Source organism: Streptomyces sp. NPDC001858 (assembly GCF_053594615.1).
The window spans coordinates 158,826-178,751 of sequence record NZ_JBSFEV010000009.1 but is presented as its reverse complement, the minus strand read 5'-3'; the positions used below and the strand labels follow the sequence as shown (position 1 = coordinate 178,751).

Below are 19,926 nucleotides of genomic sequence, written 5' to 3'. Positions count from 1 at the left end.
ACTGCCTGCTTCGCCCGCTTCACGTCGCCTCCGCGTTGCGCACGATCCGCAGGGCCCACCACGTCCCAAGGCCCTCCAGGACCCCGCCGACGAGCAGACAGCCCAGCCCTGCCCCGGTGTGCAGCAGGACGTGCAGCGGGTCGGCGCCGAGCCCCGCGCCCAGCAGGAGGCCGAGGACCGGCAGGCCGGCGAGCATCACCACCGTGGTGCGAGGGCCCGCCAACTGGGCTCGCAGGTCGGCCCGTTGGTCGCGTTCCGCGCGCAACGCCGCTTCGAGACGGTCGAGTCCGGCCGCGAGACCCGCGCCCTGGTCCACGGCGACGCGCCAGCAGGCGGCGAGTCCCAGCAGTCCGTCGGCCCCCGGCTGCCGTGCGGCGACCGCGAGAGCCTTGGGCACGTCCCCGCCGAACCGCGCCGCCGCCAACACCGAGGGCTGCGCCTCACCCAGTCCTCCGGAGTCCCGCGCGGCCCGCTGCAAGGCGTCCCCGGGTTGTCGGCCGGAAAGCACCTCCCCGGCCAGCGACGCGCAGAGCGCGATCACCGCGTCCCCCCGGCGCTCCCCCGCCCGCCGAGCGTCGGCGGCCCGCCGGGCCCGGCGCAGCAGAGGCACTCCGGCCGCCCCCGCGACGACCGGCAGCACCGAGCCGCCCAGCAGCGCCAGGACCAGTCCGGCGACCGGCGCCCACCACTCGGGCTTCCACCGTGCCCGGAGCCTGCGCATCTCCTCGGCCGGCTGCCACCACGGCGGAGGGCCGCAGTCGACGACGCCGCCTCCGGCGAGCAGCAGCTGCGCCCGCCTGGCGCCTGAGTACGGTCCGCCCAGCAGCCAGGCGGCCGCCCCGGCGCAGGCCACGGCCGCGGCCATCGGCACCTCACCCATCACACCCACCCAGCCCTTCGTACCCGCCGTCCCCTTTTGCCCCGCCGTCCTCTTCGGCCCCGCCGTCCTCATCAACCCCGTCGCCGCGCAGCAGCTCCCTCAGCCGCTCCCAGCCCCGTTCGCGGACGAACGCGTCCGCCCGCCGGCGCAGCGCCGGCACCGTCCGCACCAGCCCGGACGGGTCCCGCTCCAACACGTGCACCTCGGCGATCCGCCGCCGCCCGGCCGGGTCGCGTACGAGGTGCAGGACCACCGACAGGGCGGCCGCCAACTGGCTGTGCAGCGCGGCCCGGTCGAGACCGGCCGCCGTGCCGAGCGCCTCCAGCCGGGCGGGGACGTCCGATGCGGCATTGGCGTGGACCGTGCCGCAGCCGCCCTCGTGGCCCGTGTTGAGGGCGGCCAGTAGGTCGACGACCTCGCGCCCGCGCACCTCGCCGACGACGAGTCGGTCCGGCCGCATCCGCAGGGCCTGTCGCACCAGGTCCTCCAGCGTCACGAGGCCCGCGCCCTCCTGGTTGGCGGGTCTGGTCTCCAGCCGGACCACGTGCGGGTGATCCGGTCGCAGCTCCGCCGAGTCCTCCGCGAGCACGATCCGCTCCCCCGGCCCGACCATGCCGAGCAGTGCGCTCAGCAGAGTCGTCTTGCCCGTGCCCGTACCGCCGCTGACCAGGAAGGACAGCCGCGCCCGCATCAGGGCCCGCAGTACCTGGTCGCCGCCCGGCGGAACCGTGCCGGCGGCCACCAGTTCGTCGAGTGTGAACGCGCGGGGCCGTACGACGCGCAGCGACAGGCAGGTGGAGCCGACGGCGACCGGGGGCAGCACCGCGTGCAGTCGCGTCCCGTCGGGCAGCCGGGCGTCGACCCAGGGCCGGGCGTCGTCCAGGCGCCGTCCGGCCACCGCGGCCAGGCGTTGGGCGAGCCGCCGCACGGCCGCCGCGTCCGGAAAGGAGACCTCGGTCAGCTCCAGGCCGCCGCCCCGGTCGACCCAGACCCGGTCCGGCGCCGACACCAGCACGTCGGTGACCCGGGGGTCGGTGAGCAGGGGCTCCAGCGGCCCGCTGCCGATCAGCTCGGACCGAAGGTGTTCGGCCGCGCCGAGGATCTCCGCGTCCCCGAGGACCCGCCCCTGTTCGCGCAGGGCCTGCGCCACGCGCGCGGGCGTCGGTTCCGCCCCGCTGTCGGCGAGCCACTGCCGTACGCCGTCGAGCAACGCCCCGCTGCCCCGCGCCCGTTCGAGCCCGGACGGCGTGCTCATGAGCCACCCGCCTCGGTCAGCGCGCGCTCCCAGAACTGCTTGCAGAAGCGGGCGAGCGGCCCGCGCGCGGTCGCGCCCGGCGGTGCCTTGCCGCCGTCCGGGCGCAGCAGCCCCGACTCGACGGGCACCTCGCCGGCCAGCGGCAGCCCGAGCAGCCTGGCCACCTCGGTGTCGTCGAGGCCGGGTGCGTAGGGGCCGCGTACCGCCACGCGCAGGTCGCGCAGCACCATGCCGACGGCGGAGGCCACGCGCCCGCCCGCCGCGACGGCACGCAGTTCGGCGGGGACCACGAGGAGTCCGAGGTCGAGTTGGGCGAGGACCTCGGCGACTCCGTCGTCGATGCGGCGTGGCAGGTCGACGACGACCGTGCCGCCCCGCCGCCGGGCCGCCGCGAGCACCGCGCGTACCGCCTGGGGCGCGATGGCGACGCAGTCGCCCCGGTCCCAGCTGAGCACCCGCAGCGAGTGCAGCCTGGGCAGCGACTCCTCCAGAGCGCTGCCGCCGACCCGGCCGCGCGAGGCGGCGAAAGCGGGCCAGCGCAGGCCCTCCGTGCTCTCACCGCCGAGGAGGACGTCGAGTCCGCCGCCCAGTGGATCGGCGTCCACCAGGAGGGTGCGCAGTCCTTCGCGCGCGGAGGTGACGGCGAGGGCGCACGCGAGCGTGGACGCTCCGGCGCCGCCCCGGCCGCCGATCACGCCGACGGTGAGTGCGGGCCGTCCGACGCCTTCCGCGACGTCGGCGATGCGGTCGACGAGCCACTGTTCGCCGTCGGGCAGCATCAGGACGTGGTCGGCGCCGATCTCCACGGCTCGCTGCCACACCCCGGAGTCGTCCTGGTCCCGTCCGACGAGGACCACTCCGCGTCGGCGGGCGGCTCCGCGCACTCGGCGTGCCGCGTCGTCACCGACCAGGACGAGGGGCGCGGACTCCCAGCTGCCCCGGCGCTCCGGCACCGAGTGGTGCACCTCCGGTGTGGCGCCGGCCGCGGCGCACAGGCGCAGCAGGTCGTCGAGGAGTGCCGCGTCCTCCGTGACGATCAGTGGTTTTCCCGGCCGCCTGCCGGCGGTGGGCGGCGGGTCGTGTGTGACGGCTCCGGTCATGTTTTCCATCCCCCTTCGCTGCGGGTCGCGCAGTCCCTGCGGCCCCGCGATTCCCAGACCTGTGGAGAACCGGCATCCGGTCCCCATATGAACGGCCGTCGGAAACCGGCCGTGGACGCCCGGCAAACGGAACCGGTCATGTGAAGTCGGCCCGAGCGGACGCGTTGGAATCACGGTGCAGCGAACCCGGAAATCGTGTGGATCTTGGTGGAAAACTGTGGACGAGTGGGGGGTTGTGAATATCGCCGTCACCCATACCGGTGACCGCCGCACCACCCGTGTGCGACTCCCGCAGAGCAGTCCGATGGCTACGCACGGTGACGGAGGGCGGGCATGCAAAAGAGGCGGCCGCGGCCGCCTCGATGCGGCTCACTGCCGCGTACAGAACAGAAAAACCCACCCGGACATGCGACGACCCCCGCCGGGGGGGAGAGCGGGGGTCGTCTCCACGGCCGACTCGGGGGGGGGAGGAGCCGGACCGCGTTAGCACGGTCGCGAACGATCCGTGACTTCCATGGTGTACCCGAGAGCCCTCTCAGGCAAACCCACGCGCCCACCTTACGCCGAATGGGCTGCCCCTATGCTCTTGGTTGTGGAAAACCACTCCTTGCCCCGCACAGCGGCCTTCTTTGACCTGGACAAGACGGTCATTGCGAAGTCGAGCACGCTCACCTTCAGCAAGTCCTTCTACCAAGGCGGGCTGATCAACCGCAGGGCGGCCTTGCGGACCGCGTATGCCCAGTTCGTCTTCCTCGTCGGCGGTATGGACCACGACCAGATGGAGCGGACCCGCGAGTACCTGTCCGCCCTCGTGCGCGGCTGGAACGTCCAACAGGTGAAGGAGATCGTCGCGGAGACGCTGCACGATCTGATCGACCCGCTGATCTACGACGAGGCCGCCTCGCTGATCGAGGAGCATCACACCGCCGGCCGGGACGTCGTCATCGTGTCGACGTCGGGTGCGGAGGTCGTCGAGCCGATCGGCGAACTGCTCGGCGCGGACCGGGTCGTCGCCACGCGCATGGTCGTGGGCGAGGACGGCTGCTTCACCGGCGAGGTGGAGTACTACGCGTACGGTCCGACGAAGGCGGAGGCGATCAGGGAGCTGGCCGAGTCCGAGGGGTACGACCTCTCGCGCTGCTACGCCTACAGCGACTCCGCGACCGACCTGCCGATGCTGCAGGCGGTAGGGCATCCGCACGCGGTGAACCCCGACCGGGCGCTGCGGCGCGAGGCCATGGCGCGCGGGTGGCCGATTCTGGACTTCCACCGCCCGGTGCGTCTCAAGCAACGGATTCCCACGTTCTCCGTACCGCCCCGCCCGGCGCTCGTGGCGGCCGCGGCCATAGGTGCGGCGGCAGCCACCGCGGGCCTTGTCTGGTACGCGAGTCGTCGCCGCGCGGCGGCGACCACCTGAGCGACCGCTGTCCTTTTCAAACCCTTTTGGGAGCAAAAGCAAAGAACTGCTGCCAGCACTTCCGCTGGCTGCGGACCTGGAGTACAAAGGACTTAACGGCCCGCGAGACCAAGGACATCCGAGAGGATCACCTTAATAACGCATTTGGCCCCACGGACCGCGCATGAACACTGGGCACCCACGCGACGTCGACCCGTCGATTACGGGCCAGCCGCACCAGGTCACGGGCGAAGTTCCCGGCCTGATGGGCAATATATCGAGGACGCTTGGTAACCGGGTGAACATGCCAGCGGCGGTACGAGAACTCGTACCGCCGCAACCCTTTTGCAAGGCCCCCGCGCGGGGGCCTTTTTCGTGCCCGCTCCCCTCCACAGGCCTCCCGCGCGCCCACACGCGTGTGGGCGTTACGCCGCCCCGCGCTGCAGCGCCTCGCACACCGCCGTCGACTCACGGGCGCCCAGCTCGACGGCCCTGCCGCAGTGGGCGATCCAGGCCGCCATGCCGTCCGGGGTGCCGGACGCGTAACCCTCCAGGGCCGCCAGATAGGCCGCGCGGCCCAGCTCCGCATGCCCCGTCTCGGCCGGGCAGACCGACTTGGGGTCGAGGCCGCTGCCGATGAGGACGATGCGCTGGGCGGCCCGCGCGACCAGACCGTTGTGGGAGGTGAAGGGGCGCAGCGCCAGAAGCTCGCCGTGGACGACGGCAGCCGTCACCAGAGCGGGCGCGGAGCCCCCGGCGATGATCAACTGGGACAGCCCCTCCAGGCGGCCGGCCAGTTCGGCGGCGCTCGGCAGCGGCAGCTCGATCAGGGGCTCGTCCACCGTCTCGCCGGGCTGCCGCGGACGTCCGACCTCGTCATTGTCGCTCGCCGCGGCCACCAGGTGCAGGCGCGCCAGCACGCGCAGGGGCGACTGCCGCCAGATGGACAGCAGCTGACCGGCCTCGGCGGTCAGCCGGAGAGCGGCGCCCATGATCCGCGCCTCGCCGTCGACTCCGAAGTCGCTGCGGCGCCGCACCTCTTCCAACGCCCAGTCCGCGCCGGACAGCGCCGCGGAGCCGCGGGCGCCGCGCAGGGCCGCCTCGGCGGTGATCTCGGTGCTGCGGCGACGCATGACCCGGTGCCCGTAGACCCGGTCCACGGCCTTGCGCACGGACTCCACGGACTCGGCCACACCGGGCAACGAGCCCAGGGCCGCAAGCGGATCGGCGGACGCGCCTGTCGTACTCATGAGTACGACCCTACGCAACCGATGCGCGAGCCCCACGAAGGAGTGGTCTTCTTCACGGACGCCTGTCACATACAGACATGTCGACACTACGCTTACTGAACATGAAAATTGCTTTCGTCGGGAAGGGCGGCAGCGGCAAGACCACCCTGTCCTCCCTGTTCATCCGCCGGCTCGCCGCCGACGGCGCGCCCGTGATCGCCGTCGACGCCGACATCAACCAGCACCTGGGGCCCGCACTCGGCCTCGACGAGGCGGAGGCCGCCGAACTGCCCGCGATGGGCGACCGGCTGCCGCTGATCAAGAACTACCTGCGAGGCGCCAACCCCCGCATCGCCTCCGCCGAGACGATGATCAAGACGACGCCGCCCGGCGAGGGCTCCCGGCTGCTGCGGGTGCGCGAGGACAACCCGGTGTACGAAGCCTGCGCCCGGCCGGTGGAACTCGACGGTGGCGCCGTCCGTTTGATGGTCACGGGACCCTTCACGGACGCCGACCTGGGGGTCTCCTGCTACCACTCCAAGACGGGAGCGGTGGAGCTGTGCCTGAACCACCTGGTGGACGGGCGGGACGAGTACGTCGTGGTCGACATGACCGCCGGCTCGGACTCCTTCGCCTCCGGCATGTTCACCCGTTTCGACATCACGTTCCTCGTCGCCGAGCCGACCCGGAAGGGGGTCTCCGTCTATCGCCAGTACAAGGAGTACGCCCACGACTTCGGCGTCGAGCTGAAGGTCGTCGGCAACAAGGTGCAGGGCCAGGACGACGTCGACTTCCTCCGCGCCGAAGTCGGGGACGACCTGCTGGTGACGGTCGGGCACTCGGACTGGGTGCGCGCCATGGAGAAGGGCCGGCCGCCCCGGTTCGAGCTCCTGGAGGACACCAACCGCCACGCCCTGCGCCTGCTGCGGACGACCGTCGACTCGGCGTACGACAGGCGTGACCGGGAGCGCTACACACAGCAGATGGTGCACTTCCACCTGAAGAACGCCGAGGCCTGGGGCAACGAGCGCACCGGGGCCGACCTGGCGGCGCAGATCGACCCCCACTTCGTCCTCGGGGAGGGACTCCTCGCGGAGAGCGTCCTCAGGGAAGGCGTCCGCGAGGAAGGAGTCACAGCCTCCGTTACTGCCTGACCGCCGGGGCTCCGGGCACTCCCTTCGGGGCCGGGGCGGGGCCGCCGGAGAGGAAGGACGCCCAGCCCTGCTTGGGGGCCTCGCCAACCTCCAGGCTGCGCAGCTTGGCCAGGGTCTGCGGGTCCTGGGCATCCAGCCAGTCCGCCAACTGCCGGAAGGACACACAGCGCACGTCGGGCTTGTTGCAGACGTGCTCGACGACCTCCTCGACGGCGCGCATATAGGTGCCGCCGTTCCAGGACTCGAAGTGATTGCCGATGATCAGCGGCGCGCGGTTGCCGTCATAGGCCCGGTCGAAGCCCATGAGCAGCCCGTCACGCATCTGGTCGCCCCAGAACTCGAACTTGGCCGGGTTGCCCTGGGTCCTGGTGCCGGACTGGTTGACCATGAAGTTGTAGTCCATGGTCAACTGCTCGTAGGTGTGGCCGGGGAAGGGCACGAGCTGCATCGACAGGTCCCACAGGCCCTGCTTCTTCCCGGGCCAGACCTGGTTGTTGACGCCGCTGGTGTCATAGCGGAAGCCCAACTCACGGGCCGCCTTGGTGAAGTTGGCCTGCCCTTCGAGGCAGGGGGTCCGGGCGCCGATGAGTTCCTTGTCGTAGTCGAAGGGCAGCGGGGCGGCCTTCTTCAGACCGGTGTTGGTCTTCCAGGTCTTCACGAACTGCTTGGCCTGGTCGATCTCGTCCTTCCACTCCTCGACCGACCACTCGCCGACGCCGCCGTTCTTCCCGCAGAAGTGGCCGTTGAAGTGGGTGCCGACCTCGTTGCCCTCCAGCCACGCCAGACGCAGTTGTTTCGCGGTCTCGGCGATGCCCTGCTCGTCGTTGAAGCCGATGTCGGAGCGGCCCGGCGAGTGCTGCGGCGGCTTGTACAGGTCGGCCTTGTCCTCGGGCAGCATGTACACGCCGCTGAGGAAGTACGTCATCGTCGCGCGGTTGGCCTTGGCCACCTTGCGGAAGTGGGAGAACAGCCTCTGGCTGTCCTCGCCCGCGCCGTCCCACGAGAAGATCACGAACTGCGGTGGCTTCTGGCCCGGCTTCAGGCGCTCGGGCCGGGGCAGATGGGGCTGCGCTCCGGTGTACGCGGTGGAGCCGTCGCCGATCAGCCGGACCAGACTCTTGGGTGCCGGGGCCGGCTTCGCCTTCTGCGGACCCGACTCCCCCGCCTGGGCACCATGGGAACCGCCGGTTCCCGTCGCGCAACCGGCTAGCGATGCGGCGACAGCCGCGGCGGCCACTGCGCCGACGGCGATCCTCTGGGTGGCGACCATGTTCCGCCCACCTTCTTCCTTCTCTCGGCCAACGCCGACGAGGGCGTTCTCTGGTGACGCGCCGGGACGAGCCGACGGCGCCGTCAAGGTCGCATGGGACCGAGAAATGGATTAATACGACAAGCCGATAAAAAGCCCACTTCACTCTTGGGAATGATTAGCTGCCCCATTTGCCACATAAATCCATGCTTGACCTTTACTCTGCATTACGATCTGTTTACCGAGTGTTGATTTCATCCCGCCGCTGCACGCCGTGACTCACGGCCGCGACCGCCCCGCCTCAGCCGGGGACCCCTGTTCCGCGACCGCGCCGCCCCGGAGGAGACGGGAAAAATGGCCGCCTGCGTCCCCACCCGCACCGCCCGCTCGACGCGTACCGAGCGCGTCCACCGACCCCAGAGCCCCCCACCGACCCAGAACCGCCCCTTCCGTATCGCGGGCGCCGACGTGTCCGCCTCGATCGCGGTCTTCCTGATCGCCCTGCCCCTGTCCCTCGGCATCGCCCTCGCCACCGGCGCGCCCCTGCGGGCCGGCCTCGTCGCCGCCGCCGTGGGCGGGATCGTCGCCGGCTGGGTCGGCGGATCTCCGCTGCAGGTCAGCGGCCCCGCGGCGGGACTGACGGTCGTCACCGCCGACCTCATCCACCGCTACGGCTGGCGGACCACCTGCGCCATCACCGTCCTCGCCGGCCTGGCCCAACTGGGCCTCGGCTGCCTGCACGTGGCGCGCAACGCCCTCGCCGTCAGCCCGGCCATCGTGCACGGCATGCTGGCCGGCATCGGCGTCACCATCGCCGTCGCCCAGCTGCACATCGTCCTCGGCGGCAACCCGCAGAGCTCCGTCCTGGCCAACCTCCGAGCTCTGCCCGCCCAGTTGGCCGGGCTGCGGCCCGCGGCCGTGGCCGTCAGCGCACTGACCCTGACCCTGCTGCTGCTCTGGCCGCGCATTCCCGGCCGGGTGGGTCGCGTGCTGCACAAGGTGCCCGCGGCGCTCGTCGCCGTCACGGGCGCCACCGCGATCGCCGCGCTGGCCGGCCTCTCCGTGCCCAAGGTCGACCTGCCGTCCTGGAGCAGTCACGCGCTGGCCGGACTGCCGGAGGGGCCGGTGCTCGGGCTGGTCGCCGCCGTCCTCACCACCACGCTGGTGTGCAGTGTGCAGTCGCTGCTGGGCGCCGTCGCCGTGGACAAGCTGATCTCCTCGCGCCCCGCCCTGCTCGGCTCCCGCTCCGCCCGGGTCGGCCGCTCCGACCTGGATCGCGAACTGCTGGGTCAGGGCGCGGCCAACATCGTCTCCGGCGCACTCGGCGGACTGCCCGTGGCGGGCGTGGCCGTGCGCAGTTCGGCGAATGTCCAAGCCGGTGCCGTGAGTCGGAACTCCACGATGCTGCACGGCGTTCTCGTAGTAGTCGCCGCGCTGCTGATGGTCCCGATCCTGGATCTCATCCCCCTCGCCGCACTCGCCGCCCTGGTGATGGCCGTCGGCATCCAGATGGTGTCCCTGCACCACATTCGCACGGTGACGCGCCACCGAGAGGTGCTGGTGTACGCCGTCACCACCCTCGGCGTGGTGTTCCTCGGCGTCCTGGAGGGCGTGGTGCTCGGCATCGCCGTGGCCGTCGCCGTCGCCCTGCACCGCCTCGCCCGCACCCGCATCACGCACCACGAAAGGGAAGGAGTCCATCACGTACACGTACGAGGCCAGTTGACGTTCCTCGCCGTGCCGCGGCTCAGCCGCATCCTGCATCACGTGCCCCAAGGCACCCATGTCGTCGTCGAGCTGGACGGTTCCTTCATGGACCACGCGGCATACGAATCCTTGCAGGACTGGCAGCGGACACACCGTGCGCAGGGCGGCTCCGTCGAACTGACCGGCCGCCGCTCGGGAACGGGACTCGACGACAGAGCCGGCGCCCACGCCGAGGAGAGCGAGTCGACCGCTCCCCGAGGCCTCGATTCCACACGCACCGCAGACGTCCCGATCGCCGACTGCCGCTGCCGTCCCTGGACGCCCTGGCGCAACCACCAGTGCGAGGTGCCACGGGAGACGACGGCGACCCGTGGGACGGCCGGCACGACGAACTCGACCGACGAGGCGGCCACCTCCCGCGCGACGCACACCGCCCGCATGGCCCGTACCGCCCGCACGACCCTGACCGCACTGACGGAACGGCCGGCCAAGAGAAGGGAGCCGAAGGAAACCACGGAAATCAAGGAAGCCGCGGAGACGACGAAGACGACCGCAGCGACTGCAACGGGCGCGACGACCGCAGCGACCGCTTCGACCGCGACGACCGCGACGACCGCGACGGCGGAAAGCACGCACCCCACCGCGCCCGGGCGGTCCATGGAGCCGAGTGGGCATCAACTGATGCGGGGCATCACCGCGTTCCAGCGCAACACCGCGCCGCTGGTCCGGGGTGAGCTGGCGCGGCTGGCCCGGGAGGGACAGCGGCCCACCCAGCTCTTCCTCACCTGTGCCGACTCACGGCTGGTCACCTCGATGATCACCTCCAGTGGTCCCGGCGACCTGTTCGTGGTGCGCAACGTGGGCAACCTGGTGCCGCCACCCGGCGAGGAGAGCGGGGACGACTCGGTGGCGGCCGCGATCGAGTACGCGGTGGACGTGCTGGAGGTGCGCTCCATCACGGTGTGCGGGCACTCCGGGTGCGGAGCCATGCAGGCGCTGCTCAACTCCGACCCCGGTGGCGACCGGACACCCCTGAAGCGCTGGCTGCGGCACGGGGTGCCGAGCCTGGAGCGGATGGGCGACGACAGCCGCTCCCTGGCCAGGCTGGCCGGTCGGGCACCCGCCAACCCGGTCGAGCAGCTCTGTCTGACCAACGTGGTCCAGCAGTTGGAACATCTGCGGGCGCACGAGCCGGTGGCCCGCGCCCTGCGGGCCGGCGTGCTGGAGCTGCACGGGCTGTACTTCCACGTGGGCGAGGCCCAGGCCTACCTGCTCACCGAGCCGGACAGAGGCGACCACGTCGGTGACAGCGACGCCGACGCCGACGGCGGGGTGTTCGACCACGTGGGAGCGGCGGACGTGTCCACGTGAGCCCGGCTCCGGTGTGCGGCCCGTCGGGGCGGGTCGCACACCGGAGCGGTCATCTGTGCGGACTTGGCAGGCTCGGCGGGTTTCGCGCCGGAGCCGCGGTTACGGCAGCGGCGCCGGCACCGGTACGCAGGGCAGGATCTTGCCCTTGACCGCGTAGACGATCCCGCTCGCCGTGATATTGGAGTGTTCGGAAATGTCCCAGTTCTCAAAGGCCAGGGTGTCTCCACGGTGGAGGGTGAACACCCAGCGCCCCGAACCGTCGGAGAGCCGCGAATCGGAGGAAGACGAATCGGTGGCAGAGGATCCCTCTCCCCTCTTCCCGATCTGATACATGAACGCCTGCACGCCCAGGCGGAGTTCACCGCGGTGCCGCGCGCAGTATTGGTCGGCAGGCAGATTCTGGATGTCGACCTCGACGCCGTACGCGTCCAGACGTTCAGCCAGTTCGCGCTGGGCCTCGCGGTCCAGGGTCATGTCACGGATGGAGAGCGTGACGGTGCCGTCCTTGTTCCGCTCCACCGCGTATGCGGGTGAGTCGGCCGGGGAACCCAGGATCAGGGCCAGGGCCAGCCCTGCCACCGCGCAGGCCGCGGCAGCCAGGACGAGCCGGCGGCCCGTCATCGAACGGCTGCGGGCAGGCGATGCCTGCGGTGCGAGTTCCTCGGCCGAGGAGGAACGCCGCTCGACCTCCCTCTGCAGCTCCGCCAGCAGCCGGTCTTCGAACGTCGTTCGGGTGCTCATGCCTCTCCTCCGGTTCCTTCGATGACGTATGACAGGGATGTGGCGGATGTAGGGGACTTGGCGGATGTAGGGGACCCGGGGGATGTGCCGGGCCGGTCCTTGGCCGGCGGACATGTCTCGGCCCGCAGGGCCTTGCGGGCCCGGTGCAGGCGGACCCGCGCAGTGACCTGGCGGATGCCGAGCGCGGCGGCTGCCTCGGTGACGGTGAGCTGGTCGACCGCGATGAGTTCGAGGACGGCGCGTTCGCCCTCCGGGAGCCGTTGCATGGCGGCGAGGGCGCGGCGGCCCGGGCTCTCGGCCTCGAGCTTGTCCTCGAGGCGGGCGATGTCGTCGGGCTCCAGCAGCCGGCGTCCGGAGATGCGCAGGTCGCGTTGCACCTCACGGGCGACTCGACGCCGTTCGGAGGAGACGACGTTGCGGGCGATGCCGTAGAGCCAGGCCGTCTCGCTGCCCAACCCCGGTCGATAGGTGTGGGCGGAGTCCAGTACGGCGACGAAGATCTCGGCGGTGAGATCGGCGGCCGTGTGGGGATCCGCGACTCGCCGGGCCACGAAAGAGGTGACCGCGCCCACGTGTCGTCGGTAGAACGCTTCGAACAACCGTGGGTCGCCTGCCGCCGCAGCCGGCCCGCCGCGTATCCGCTCCTGCCGCTCCTGCCGCTGCTGCCGCCCCTGCCGATCCCACGAGTCCCTCCGATCCCGCTGTTCCCTCCGCGCTCTCCCCTCCCTCCGTCCCACCCGGTCCACCCGTTCCGCCGCGTCCATGCATGTCCCCTCTCGTCAGTGACACTTCACCTGTGCTTGGGCGGAGATGTGAAAGGCGTTACATGGGCTGAACTCCGTTCGCCTCGGGTCCGTGGGTACGGATGACCCCTGGGTCGGCCCCAGGCCCTCCCCGTTTCGAAACAGGAGCTCGACAGGTCTAAACCAATTTTCCATCCGCCCTTGTCACCGGCCCCCCGGGTCTGATGAGCTGTGGCCTGGGACACAACGGACACGGACACCCTTCGAAAGGGAGATGTCGTGAGCAACGAGAGCCTGGCCAACCTGCTCAAGGAAGAGCGCAGGTTCGCGCCGCCCGCCGACCTGGCGGCGAACGCCAACGTCACGGCGGAGGCGTACGAGCAGGCCAAGGCTGACAGGCTCGGCTTCTGGGCCGAGCAGGCCCGCCGGCTGGCCTGGGCCAAGGAGCCGACCGAGACGCTGGACTGGTCGAACCCGCCGTTCGCGAAGTGGTTCAAGGACGGCGAACTCAACGTCGCCTACAACTGCGTGGACCGGCACGTGGAGGCCGGGCACGGCGACCGGGTCGCCATCCAGTTCGAGGGCGAGCCCGGCGACAGCCGCGCCATCACCTACGCCGAGCTCAAGGACGAGGTGTCGAAGGCTGCAGGCGCCCTGCTGGAGTTGGGGGTTCGCAAGGGCGACCGGGTCGCCGTCTACATGCCGATGATCCCCGAGACGGCGGTCGCGATGCTGGCGTGTGCCCGGATCGGCGCCGCGCACTCCGTCGTCTTCGGCGGCTTCTCGGCGGACGCGCTGGCCACCCGGATCCAGGACGCCGACGCGCGGGTCGTCATCACGTCCGACGGCGGCTACCGGCGCGGCAAGCCGTCCGCGCTGAAGCCGGCCGTCGACGACGCGATCGCCAAGGCCGGCAACGTCGAGCATGTGCTCGTGGTGCGGCGCACCGGCCAGGAGGTCGCCTGGGACGACAGCCGGGACGTGTGGTGGCACGAGATCGTCGAGCGGCAGTCGACCGAGCACACGCCCGAGGCGTTCGAGGCCGAGCACCCGCTGTTCATCCTCTACACCTCCGGCACCACGGGTAAGCCCAAGGGCATCCTGCACACCTCCGGCGGCTACCTCACGCAGGCCGCGTACACCCACCACGCGGTCTTCGACCTCAAGCCGGAGACCGACGTCTACTGGTGCACGGCGGACGTCGGCTGGGTCACCGGCCACTCGTACATCGTCTACGGGCCGTTGGCCAACGGTGCGACGCAGGTCATGTACGAGGGCACGCCCGACACCCCGCACCAGGGCCGCTTCTGGGAGATCGTCCAGAAGTACGGCGTGACGATCCTGTACACGGCGCCGACGGCGATCCGTACGTTCATGAAGTGGGGCGACGACATCCCCGCGAAGTTCGACCTGTCCTCGCTCCGCGTCCTCGGCTCGGTCGGCGAGCCGATCAACCCCGAGGCGTGGATCTGGTACCGCAAGCACATCGGCGGCGACCGGACCCCGATCGTCGACACCTGGTGGCAGACCGAGACCGGCGCGATGATGATCTCGCCGCTGCCGGGCGTGACGCAGACCAAGCCCGGTTCCGCGCAGACCCCGCTGCCCGGCATCTCCGCGACCGTCGTCGACGACGAGGCGAACGAGGTGCCGAACGGCGGCGGTGGCTATCTGGTCCTGACCGAGCCGTGGCCGTCCATGCTGCGCACCATCTGGGGCGACGACCAGCGGTTCCTCGACACGTACTGGTCGCGTTTCGAGGGCCGGTACTTCGCCGGCGACGGCGCCAAGAAGGACGACGACGGCGACATCTGGCTGCTCGGCCGCGTCGACGACGTCATGCTCGTGTCGGGCCACAACATCTCCACCACGGAGGTCGAATCGGCCCTCGTCTCCCACCCGTCCGTCGCCGAGGCGGCCGTCGTGGGCGCGGCGGACGAGACGACCGGGCAGGCCATCGTCGCCTTCGTCATCCTGCGCGGCACGGCGAACGCCGAGGACGAGAACCTCGTCGACGACCTGCGCAACCATGTGAGCGCGACACTCGGCCCGATCGCCAAGCCCAAGCGGATCCTGCCGGTGGCCGAGCTGCCGAAGACCCGCTCCGGCAAGATCATGCGCCGCCTGCTGCGGGACGTCGCGGAGAACCGTCAGCTCGGAGACGTCACCACCCTGACGGATTCGACCGTTATGACACTTATCCAGGCAAAGCTCCCGGCCGCCTCCAGCGAAGACTGAGCCAGGACCGAGCCTGGACCGAGCCAGGACCGCACAAGATCTGAAGGGCACCCGGCGGCACGCGCGCCGGGTGCCTTTTTCATTCCGTGCCCTTTTCATGCCGCGCCCTCTTCGCGCCTACCGTAGGGATCACCGGATCCCTCCCCGCGCACTCCCCATATATCTTAGGTAAACTAAGCAAAGGTGCGCCGGGAAGTCTGGTCGGCATGTGCTCCGTCCTGCCCACCGACCGGAGGTCCACCCGTGACCGCGCCCCGCACCATCCGCCCCCGCAAGGTCTTCGGACGGCTGTCCCTGCCCGAGCGGAACTTCGTCGCGGAGGCGCTGCGCACCGAGACCGTCGGCGGCGTGCTGCTGCTGATCGCCGCCGTGGCCGCGCTGACCTGGGCGAACGTACCCGCGCTGCACGACAGCTACGAGAGCGTCAGCCACTTCCACCTCGGTCCCGAGGCCCTCGGACTGCACCTGTCGGTCGCGCACTGGGCGGCGGACGGACTGCTCGCGGTCTTCTTCTTCGTCGCCGGCATCGAACTCAAGCGCGAACTGGTCGCCGGCGACCTCAAGGACCCCAAGGCCGCCGCGCTGCCCGTGGTGGCCGCGCTCTGCGGGATGGCCGTACCGGCGCTCGTCTACACGCTCACCAATCTCACCGGCGGCGGCTCCCTGGGCGGTTGGGCCGTGCCCACGGCCACCGACATCGCCTTCGCGCTGGCCGTGCTCGCCGTCATCGGCACCGCCCTGCCGAGCGCGCTGCGCGCCTTCCTGCTCACGCTCGCCGTCGTGGACGACCTGTTCGCGATCCTGATCATCGCGGTGTTCTTCACCGACACCATCGACTTCGCGGCGCTGGGCGGCGCGGTGCTCGGGCTCGTCGTCTTCTGGCTGCTGCTGCGCAAGGGCGTGCGCGGCTGGTACGTGTACGTGCCGCTCGCGGTCGTCATCTGGGCGCTGATGTACAACAGCGGCGTCCACGCCACGATCGCCGGGGTCGCGATGGGCCTGATGCTGCGCTGCGCCACGCGCGACGGCGAGGAGCACTCGCCCGGGGAGCGCATCGAGCACCTCGTGCGCCCCCTGTCCGCGGGCCTCGCGGTGCCCCTGTTCGCCCTGTTCAGCGCCGGTGTCACGATCTCGGACGGCACCCTCGGGGACGTGTTCACCCGACCGGAGACCCTGGGCGTCGTCCTCGGGCTCGTCGTCGGCAAGACGATCGGCATCTTCGGCGGCACCTGGCTGGCCGTCCGCTTCACCCGGGCCTCGCTCAGCGACGACCTCGCCTGGGCGGACGTCTTCGCCGTCGCGTCCCTCGCCGGCATCGGCTTCACCGTGTCGCTGCTGATCGGCGAGCTCGCCTTCGCGGGCGACGCGGCCCTGACCGACGAGGTCAAGGCGGCCGTCCTGCTGGGCTCGCTCATCGCGGCGACCCTGGCGACCGTCCTGCTCAAACTGCGCAACGCCCGGTACCGCCGAATGTGGGACGCCGAGGAGCGCGACGACGACCTCGACGGCATCCCCGACGTCTACGAGCAGGACGACCCCGCATACCACCTGCGCATGGCGGACATCTACGACAACAAGGCCGCCGAACACCGCCGTCGAGCCGCCGAGATCGCCGAGCGCGACACTCGGCAGGACACTCGACGGCAGGCCGACGCACGCCACGGGCTTGCCGAAGTGGCGGACGGGGCGGGCGAGGAGCCCGACCGTCCGGCATGATCTGACGGGACGGTACAAAAGAACCCAAGCAGCAGCTACAAACAGCAGCAACAAGAGGGAGAACGCGATGAGCGCACCCGACGGCAGCCCGGTCGGCGCCGAACGCAGCATCGGCCAGCTGTTCGCCTCGGCGACGACCGAATTGTCCGCGCTGGTGCACGACGAGATCGCGCTGGCGAAGGCCCAACTGAAGCAGGACGTCAAGCGCGGCGCCGTCAGCGGCGGGGCGTTCTCGGTGGCCGGCGGGGTCCTGTTGTTCTCCCTGCCGATGCTCAACTTCGCGCTGGCGTACGGCATTCGGACCTGGAGCGACTGGAACCTCGCGATCTGCTTCCTGCTGTCGTTCGCGGCGAACGTGCTCATCGCGCTGGTCCTCGCGCTGATCGGCGTGTTCTTCGCGAAGAAGGCGCAGAAGAGCAAGGGCCCGCAGAAGGTCGCGGCGTCCGTGAAGGAGACGGCGGGGGTCCTGCAGAAGGCCAAGCCGCACCCGCGGCCCGAGCTCCCGCAGGACCGGGTCCCGGAGGCCATCGAGGCTGTGGCACGCTCGTCGTCATGACGGACCCCGCGATTCCTCCGGCCCAGCCCGCTTCGGTGCCCGCTTCGGTGGTACGGCCGGACGCCGTCTGCGGCGTCAAGGTCACCCACCGCGAGGTCGCCGCGAACGGCGCGCGTTTCCACATCGCGGAGCTGGGCGACGGCCCGCTGGTCATGCTCGTCCACGGCTTCCCGCAGTTCTGGTGGACCTGGCGGCACCAACTGGTGGCCCTGGCCGACGCGGGCTTCCGGGCCGTCGCGATGGACCTGCGGGGCGTGGGCGGCAGCGACCGTACGCCGCGCGGCTACGACCCGGCCAACCTCGCCCTCGACATCACCGGCGTGATCCGCTCCCTCGGCGAACCGGACGCCGCGCTGGTCGGCCATGACCTGGGCGGCTATCTGGCCTGGACTGCGGCCGTGATGCGCCCCAAGCTGGTCCGCAGGCTCGCCGTCTCGTCGATGCCGCATCCCCGGCGCTGGCGCTCGGCGATGCTCGCCGACGTCCGCCAGACGACCGCGAGCTCGCACATCTGGGGGTTCCAGCGGCCGTGGATCCCCGAGCGGCAGCTCACCGCCGACGACGGCGAGCTGGTGGGCCGGCTGATCCGGGACTGGTCCGGCCCGCGGCCGCCGGAGGACGAGGCCGTGGAGACGTACCGGCGGGCGATGTGCATCCCCTCCACCGCACACTGCGCCGTCGAGCCCTACCGGTGGCTGGTGCGGTCGTTGGCCCGTCCGGACGGCGTCCAGTTCTACCGGCGGATGAAGCGACCCGTGCGGGTGCCCACGCTGCATCTGCACGGCTCCCTCGATCCGGTGCTGCGCACCCGCAGCGCGGCCGGCTCCGGCGAGTACGTCGAAGCGCCGTACCGCTGGCGTCTGTTCGACGGACTCGGCCACTTCCCGCACGAGGAGGATCCGGTCGCTTTCTCCACCGAACTTGTCAATTGGCTGAAGGATCCCGAACCCGATCGGTGACCGCGCCATCGCGCCCGGTATCCGGTCCTGAACACCGGTCCTGAACACCTGTACTACGAACAGCCAAATGCCCGCCGCATAGGCCAATTGGCGGCCCCGAGGGCGGTTATCGACCTTGGGGCAGGGGCAGACGTCGGGGTATGGGCTGGACGCACGACTACAGTGACGCAGCACGCAACCGCCGCTCGGCCAGTGGCCTGAGCCCCCACCGACGAGGTGGCGACCCGCAACTGGCGGGCTCCGACCTCCGGGTGGGCATTCCGCGCATCCTGCGCCGCCGAGCCCGCTGGGTCTCGGTCCGACTGCGTCACCCTCGAGGCTGACGGCCCGACCGGCTCACGACCCGACGGGACGACGACCTGATCAGCCTTCGATCTGATCAGCTGACGGCATGACCGCTCCGGTCCCGGCGATTCACGGCTACAGGGCGCAACTGTCGCTGTCCACCTGCTGGCCGGCGGTCCGCCCGGCGGCGATGTCCTGCTGGATCTCGTCCGCGGTGAGGGCGTAGCCGGTGTTGGAGTCGTCGAGGGACTTCGCGAAGACCACGCCGTACACCTTGCCGTCCGAGGTGAGCAGCGGGCCTCCGGAGTTGCCCTGACGGACGGTCGCGTACAGCGAGTACACATCACGGCGCACGGTGCCGCGGTGGTAGATGTCCGGGCCGTTCGCCGTGATGCGGCCGCGTACGCGCGCGGCACGCACGTCGTACGCCCCGTTCTCCGGGAAGCCGGCCACGATCGCGTCGTCGCCGCTCGCCGCGTCGTCGGTGGTGAACTTCAGCACGGGCGCGTCCAGCTCCGGCACGTCCAGGACGGCGATGTCGCGCCGCCAGTCGTACAGGACGACCGTGGCGTCGTACTTGCGGCCCTCGCCGCCTATCTGGACGGTGGGCTCGTCGACGCCGCCCACGACGTGCGCGTTGGTCATCACACGGCGCTCGTCGAAGACGAAGCCGGTGCCCTCCAGGACCTTGCCGCAGCTCTCCGCGGTCCCCATGACCTTGACGATGGAGCGCTGCGCGCGCGTGGCCACCGCACTGTTCGCGAGGGCCGGGTCGGGCGGCTGGACATCGGTGATCGGCTCGTTGGCGAACGGGCTGAACACCTGCGGGAAGCCGTTCTGCGCGAGGACGGAGGAGAAGTCCGCGAACCAGGTGTCGGCCTGGTCGGGCAGCGCCTCGGACACCCCGTGCAGCACCTTGGAGCTACGGACCTCCTTGCCCAGCGTGGGCAGGGTGGTGCCGGCCAGGGCGGACCCGATCAGCCACGCGACCAGCAGCATCGCCACGACGTTGACCAGCGCGCCGCCCGTCGCGTCCAGCGCGCGGGCCGGGGACCAGGTGATGTACCGGCGCAGCTTGTTGCCGAGGTGGGTGGTGAGCGCCTGGCCGACCGAGGCGCACACGATCACGACGATCACCGCGACGACGGCGGCCGTGGTGCTCACCTCGGAGTTGTCGGTCAGCGCGTCCCAGATCACGGGCAGCAGATAGACGGCTACAAGACCGCCGCCCAGGAAGCCGATCACCGACAGGATGCCGACGACGAAGCCCTGGCGGTAGCCCACGACCGCGAACCAGAGGGCCGCGACCAGCAACAGGATGTCCAGCACATTCACGAGCGACACCCT

At 70.8% G+C, this 19,926-nt stretch carries 16 protein-coding genes; 8 read left to right on the top strand and 8 right to left on the bottom strand.

Features of this window, described 5'->3' with window-relative positions:
* Positions 1-19 precede the first annotated feature (19 nt).
* From ACWCPF_RS15925 to ssd, 3 genes are read right to left on the bottom strand one after another with little or no spacing between them, the layout of a single operon-like run.
* A complete protein-coding gene (locus ACWCPF_RS15925; RefSeq protein ID WP_451045722.1) occupies positions 20-880 on the bottom strand; it encodes a type II secretion system F family protein in 861 nt (286 codons plus the stop codon).
* The gene (locus ACWCPF_RS15920) at positions 873-2,135 is read right to left on the bottom strand and encodes a TadA family conjugal transfer-associated ATPase (RefSeq protein WP_451045608.1); all 1,263 of its coding nucleotides are present in this window, start codon (positions 2,133-2,135) and stop codon (positions 873-875) included. Before ACWCPF_RS15920 ends, ACWCPF_RS15925 begins: the two co-directional genes overlap by 8 nt.
* Positions 2,132-3,235 carry a septum site-determining protein Ssd gene (gene ssd / locus ACWCPF_RS15915; protein ID WP_451045607.1) on the bottom strand — a complete coding sequence of 368 codons (1,104 nt, stop codon included), beginning with the start codon at positions 3,233-3,235 and terminating at the stop codon, positions 2,132-2,134. The genes ACWCPF_RS15920 and ssd overlap by 4 nt, the downstream gene beginning before the upstream one ends.
* A 580-nt stretch (positions 3,236-3,815) precedes the next feature.
* Here ssd and ACWCPF_RS15910 point away from each other — a divergent pair.
* Complete coding sequence (locus ACWCPF_RS15910) at positions 3,816-4,652, top strand: HAD family hydrolase (protein WP_451045606.1); 837 nt, start codon at positions 3,816-3,818, stop codon at positions 4,650-4,652.
* Positions 4,653-5,056: 404 nt separating this feature from the next.
* Here ACWCPF_RS15910 and ACWCPF_RS15905 read toward each other — a convergent pair whose 3' ends face one another.
* On the bottom strand, positions 5,057-5,881 hold the full coding sequence (locus tag ACWCPF_RS15905; RefSeq protein WP_451045605.1) for an oxidoreductase: 825 nt from the start codon (positions 5,879-5,881) through the stop codon (positions 5,057-5,059).
* A 101-nt stretch (positions 5,882-5,982) separates the two neighbouring features.
* On the opposite strand from ACWCPF_RS15905, the gene ACWCPF_RS15900 reads away from it, so the two are divergent.
* Positions 5,983-7,014, top strand: coding sequence for an ATP-binding protein (locus ACWCPF_RS15900; protein WP_451045604.1), 1,032 nt, complete (start codon positions 5,983-5,985; stop codon positions 7,012-7,014).
* Here the strand turns inward: ACWCPF_RS15900 and ACWCPF_RS15895 are convergent.
* The gene (locus ACWCPF_RS15895; protein WP_451045603.1) at positions 7,004-8,284 is read right to left on the bottom strand and encodes a hypothetical protein; all 1,281 of its coding nucleotides are present in this window, start codon (positions 8,282-8,284) and stop codon (positions 7,004-7,006) included. The genes ACWCPF_RS15900 and ACWCPF_RS15895 overlap by 11 nt on opposite strands.
* Positions 8,285-8,617: 333 nt before the next feature.
* Between ACWCPF_RS15895 and ACWCPF_RS15890 the strand changes: the two genes are divergently transcribed.
* Positions 8,618-11,341: a bifunctional SulP family inorganic anion transporter/carbonic anhydrase gene (locus ACWCPF_RS15890; RefSeq protein ID WP_451045602.1), complete on the top strand. Its 2,724-nt coding sequence runs from the start codon at positions 8,618-8,620 to the stop codon at positions 11,339-11,341.
* Positions 11,342-11,440: 99 nt separating this feature from the next.
* Here the strand turns inward: ACWCPF_RS15890 and ACWCPF_RS15885 are convergent, their stop codons facing one another.
* Together ACWCPF_RS15885 and ACWCPF_RS15880 are read right to left on the bottom strand one after the other, a co-directional pair.
* The gene (locus tag ACWCPF_RS15885) at positions 11,441-12,082 is read right to left on the bottom strand and encodes a hypothetical protein (RefSeq protein ID WP_451045601.1); all 642 of its coding nucleotides are present in this window, start codon (positions 12,080-12,082) and stop codon (positions 11,441-11,443) included.
* The gene (locus ACWCPF_RS15880; RefSeq protein ID WP_451045600.1) at positions 12,079-12,681 is read right to left on the bottom strand and encodes an RNA polymerase sigma factor; all 603 of its coding nucleotides are present in this window, start codon (positions 12,679-12,681) and stop codon (positions 12,079-12,081) included. Before ACWCPF_RS15880 ends, ACWCPF_RS15885 begins: the two co-directional genes overlap by 4 nt.
* Before the next feature lie 423 nt (positions 12,682-13,104).
* On the opposite strand from ACWCPF_RS15880, the gene acs reads away from it, so the two are divergent.
* The 5 genes from acs (at position 13,105) to ACWCPF_RS15855 (ending at position 18,617) form a co-directional block, all read left to right on the top strand.
* Positions 13,105-15,063 (top strand): acetate--CoA ligase, encoded by a 1,959-nt coding sequence (acs, locus tag ACWCPF_RS15875; protein ID WP_451045599.1) that lies wholly within the window; start codon positions 13,105-13,107, stop codon positions 15,061-15,063.
* 243 nt (positions 15,064-15,306) lie between these two features.
* Positions 15,307-16,779: a Na+/H+ antiporter NhaA gene (gene nhaA / locus ACWCPF_RS15870; RefSeq protein WP_451045598.1), complete on the top strand. Its 1,473-nt coding sequence runs from the start codon at positions 15,307-15,309 to the stop codon at positions 16,777-16,779.
* A gap of 67 nt (positions 16,780-16,846) precedes the next feature.
* Positions 16,847-17,335: a phage holin family protein gene (locus ACWCPF_RS15865; protein ID WP_451045597.1), complete on the top strand. Its 489-nt coding sequence runs from the start codon at positions 16,847-16,849 to the stop codon at positions 17,333-17,335.
* Positions 17,332-18,294 (top strand): alpha/beta fold hydrolase, encoded by a 963-nt coding sequence (locus ACWCPF_RS15860; protein WP_451045596.1) that lies wholly within the window; start codon positions 17,332-17,334, stop codon positions 18,292-18,294. Before ACWCPF_RS15865 ends, ACWCPF_RS15860 begins: the two co-directional genes overlap by 4 nt.
* A 140-nt stretch (positions 18,295-18,434) precedes the next feature.
* The gene (locus ACWCPF_RS15855) at positions 18,435-18,617 is read left to right on the top strand and encodes a hypothetical protein (protein ID WP_351910427.1); all 183 of its coding nucleotides are present in this window, start codon (positions 18,435-18,437) and stop codon (positions 18,615-18,617) included.
* A gap of 97 nt (positions 18,618-18,714) precedes the next feature.
* Here ACWCPF_RS15855 and ACWCPF_RS15850 read toward each other — a convergent pair whose 3' ends face one another.
* On the bottom strand, positions 18,715-19,914 hold the full coding sequence (locus ACWCPF_RS15850; RefSeq protein WP_451045595.1) for a MarP family serine protease: 1,200 nt from the start codon (positions 19,912-19,914) through the stop codon (positions 18,715-18,717).
* Between the last annotated feature and the right edge of the window lie 12 nt (positions 19,915-19,926).

Coding starts and splice junctions, on each gene's coding strand:
- ACWCPF_RS15905 (WP_451045605.1), bottom strand. CDS start 5,881: ATGAGTACGACAGGCGCGTCCGCCGATCCGCTTGCGGCCCTGGGCTCG.
- ssd (WP_451045607.1), bottom strand. CDS start 3,235: ATGACCGGAGCCGTCACACACGACCCGCCGCCCACCGCCGGCAGGCGG.
- ACWCPF_RS15855 (WP_351910427.1), top strand. CDS start 18,435: ATGGGCTGGACGCACGACTACAGTGACGCAGCACGCAACCGCCGCTCG.
- ACWCPF_RS15920 (WP_451045608.1), bottom strand. CDS start 2,135: ATGAGCACGCCGTCCGGGCTCGAACGGGCGCGGGGCAGCGGGGCGTTG.
- ACWCPF_RS15925 (WP_451045722.1), bottom strand. CDS start 880: ATGGGTGAGGTGCCGATGGCCGCGGCCGTGGCCTGCGCCGGGGCGGCC.
- ACWCPF_RS15865 (WP_451045597.1), top strand. CDS start 16,847: ATGAGCGCACCCGACGGCAGCCCGGTCGGCGCCGAACGCAGCATCGGC.
- ACWCPF_RS15860 (WP_451045596.1), top strand. CDS start 17,332: ATGACGGACCCCGCGATTCCTCCGGCCCAGCCCGCTTCGGTGCCCGCT.
- ACWCPF_RS15890 (WP_451045602.1), top strand. CDS start 8,618: ATGGCCGCCTGCGTCCCCACCCGCACCGCCCGCTCGACGCGTACCGAG.
- ACWCPF_RS15885 (WP_451045601.1), bottom strand. CDS start 12,082: ATGAGCACCCGAACGACGTTCGAAGACCGGCTGCTGGCGGAGCTGCAG.
- ACWCPF_RS15910 (WP_451045606.1), top strand. CDS start 3,816: ATGCTCTTGGTTGTGGAAAACCACTCCTTGCCCCGCACAGCGGCCTTC.
- ACWCPF_RS15895 (WP_451045603.1), bottom strand. CDS start 8,284: ATGGTCGCCACCCAGAGGATCGCCGTCGGCGCAGTGGCCGCCGCGGCT.
- ACWCPF_RS15900 (WP_451045604.1), top strand. CDS start 5,983: ATGAAAATTGCTTTCGTCGGGAAGGGCGGCAGCGGCAAGACCACCCTG.